The 2,399-nt window shown below is 63.0% G+C and carries 2 protein-coding genes; both read right to left on the reverse strand.

Translation table 11 applies throughout. The features are described from left to right. Positions 1–4 precede the first annotated feature (4 nt). A complete protein-coding gene (locus CKW22_RS27160) occupies positions 5–1,495 on the reverse strand; it encodes an aldehyde dehydrogenase (protein WP_095065634.1) in 1,491 nt (496 codons plus the stop codon). Between the two features lie 2 nt (positions 1,496–1,497). Beyond that, on the reverse strand, positions 1,498–2,399 hold a 902-nt coding region (locus tag CKW22_RS27165; protein WP_095065636.1), incomplete at its 5' end, for a dihydrodipicolinate synthase family protein.

Genomic DNA, 2,399 nt, shown 5'->3' on the forward strand with positions numbered 1-2,399 from the left:
CAGCTCACGCAGCGTTGATCCAGATGGTCTTCAACTCCGTGTACTGGTCATGGGCCCAGATGGACTTGTCACGCCCACCAAAGCCGGACTCTTTGTAGCCACCGAACGGCGTCGACGCATCGCCCTCGCCAAAGCAGTTCACCGTCACCACCCCCGCGCGGATTTCCCGTGACAGGCGCAAGGCATTGCGCAGGCTGCCGGTGTAGGCCGAAGCGGCCAGGCCGTAGATAGTGTCGTTGGCCAGCTCGATCGCTTCGTCAATGGTCTCGAACGACGTTACGCTCAACACTGGGCCGAAAATTTCCTCGACGAACAACCGATTGTCAGGCGTAACCCCGTCAACGATGGTCGGCTGCACGAACACGCCCTGCTCGGTCTCACCGCCCTGCACCACGTTGAGCTTCTGCTCGGCGGCATATTCCAGATAAGACTTCACCTTCTCGAAGTGCGATTTGCTGACCATCGCGCCCAGGCGGTTTTCAGGGTCGAGCGGGTCGCCCAGCTTCCAGTCCTTCAAGTGCTTGCCAATCAGGGTCAGCAGTTCGTCCTTGACGTCCTTGTGCACGATCAGGCGCGAAGAGGCCGAGCAATTCTCGCCCATGTTCCAGAACGCACCGGCGGTGACGAACTGAGCCACTTCGTCCAGGTCTTCGCAGTCATTCATGACCACGGCCGGGTTCTTGCCCCCCAGCTCCAGGACAATGCGCTTGAGGTTGGACTCGGCGGCGTATTTCAGGAACAGGCGGCCGGTGTCGGTGGAGCCGGTGAAGCTGACCATCGGGATGTCCATGTGGCGGCCGATGGCTTCGCCCACTTCACGGCCACCGCCAGGCACCAGGTTGAACACACCCGCCGGTACGCCAGCCTGGTGGGCCAGTTCGGCCACGCGCAGGGCGCTGAGGGTGGTTTCCTTGGCCGGCTTGACCACGATCGAGCACCCGGCGGCCAGCGACGGGGCGATCTTCCAGGCCAGCATCAGCAGCGGGAAGTTCCAGGGCAGCACCAGGCCGACCACACCGATGGCTTCACGCACCACCATGGTCACGGCAGCGTTGCCGGTCGGCGCGGTGCTGTCGTAGATCTTGTCGATCAGCTCGGCGTGCCAGCGGATGGTGTGGATGGTTTCCGGCACGTCGACGTTCTGGCATTCACTGACCGGCTTGCCGCTGTCCAACGCTTCCAGTACCGCCAGCTCATGGCTGTGGTCTTCCAGCAACTGGGCGAACTTCAGCAGGATGTGCTTGCGCTCACCCGGTTGCAGCTTGGACCACGAACCGTCTTCGAACACGCGCTTGGCTGCTGCCACGGCAAGGTCGACATCCTGCACGTCGCAAGCGGCGACTTCGGCCAGTTGCTTGCCGGTGGCCGGGTTGGTGGTGACGAAGGTGCGGCCCGAGACAGCATCGCGGAATTCACCGTCGATGAACGCCTGGGTACGCAGTTGCAGGTCGGCGGCGATGGCCGCGTACTGTGCCTTGCTCAGTAATTCAGCCATTTTCAGGCACCTCCGGTGATCTGGGCGATGTTGCGCTTGAGTTCAGTGACCACGCGCTCGAGTGCCTGCTTCTCGGCAGCGTCCAGCTCGGACAGCGGCTTGCGCACGCCACCGGTGCTCAGGCCGTTCAGGGCCACGCCGTACTTGATCGACTGGACGAACTTGCCACCTTCCAGGAAGTCCATCAGCGGCATCATGGCGCTCATGATGCGGCGGCCTTTGTCGAAGTCTTTCTCGACCACGCAGGCCTCGAACAGGGCCACGTGCTCCCGCGGGATGAAGTTGGAGCCGGCGCACACCCAGCTTTGGGCGCCCCAGGCGAAGAACTCCAGGGCCTGGTCGTCCCAGCCGCACGACAGCTGGATGTTCGGGCGCTGGATGGCCAGCCGGTGCAGTTGGGCCATGTCGCCAGAGCTTTCCTTGATGGCGACGATGTTTTTCACATCGGCGACCGCATCGAAGAACGCTTCGCCCATGCTCACGCTCATGCGGCCTGGGTAGTTGTAGAGCATGATCGGCAGACCGGCGACAGCGTCGACCGCTTTGACGTGCAGGGCGATTTCCTGCTGGGTCGGCAGCGCGTACGGCGGGGTGCCCACCAGCAGCGCATCGGCTTTGATTTCCTTGGCGTGCTTGGCGAACGCCACCGAGTCTTCGGTGCGGATCGCGCCGGTGCCGATGATCAGCGGCAGGCGGCCGTTGAGCACGTCCTTGGCCTGGGCGGCCAGTTCGATACGCTCTTGCGCGGTGTGGGCGTAGTACTCGCCGGTGGAGCCACCGATGATCACGCCGTGGATTTTCGATTCGACCAGGTAATCGAGCACTTCGGCGAACGCCGCCTTGTCGATCGAACCGTCCGCAGCCAGCGGAGTGATTGCCGGGGTGTAGATGCCTTCGAATTTCA

Source organism: Pseudomonas sp. Irchel s3f19 (assembly GCF_900187555.1).
GTDB lineage: Bacteria > Pseudomonadota > Gammaproteobacteria > Pseudomonadales > Pseudomonadaceae > Aquipseudomonas > Aquipseudomonas capeferrum.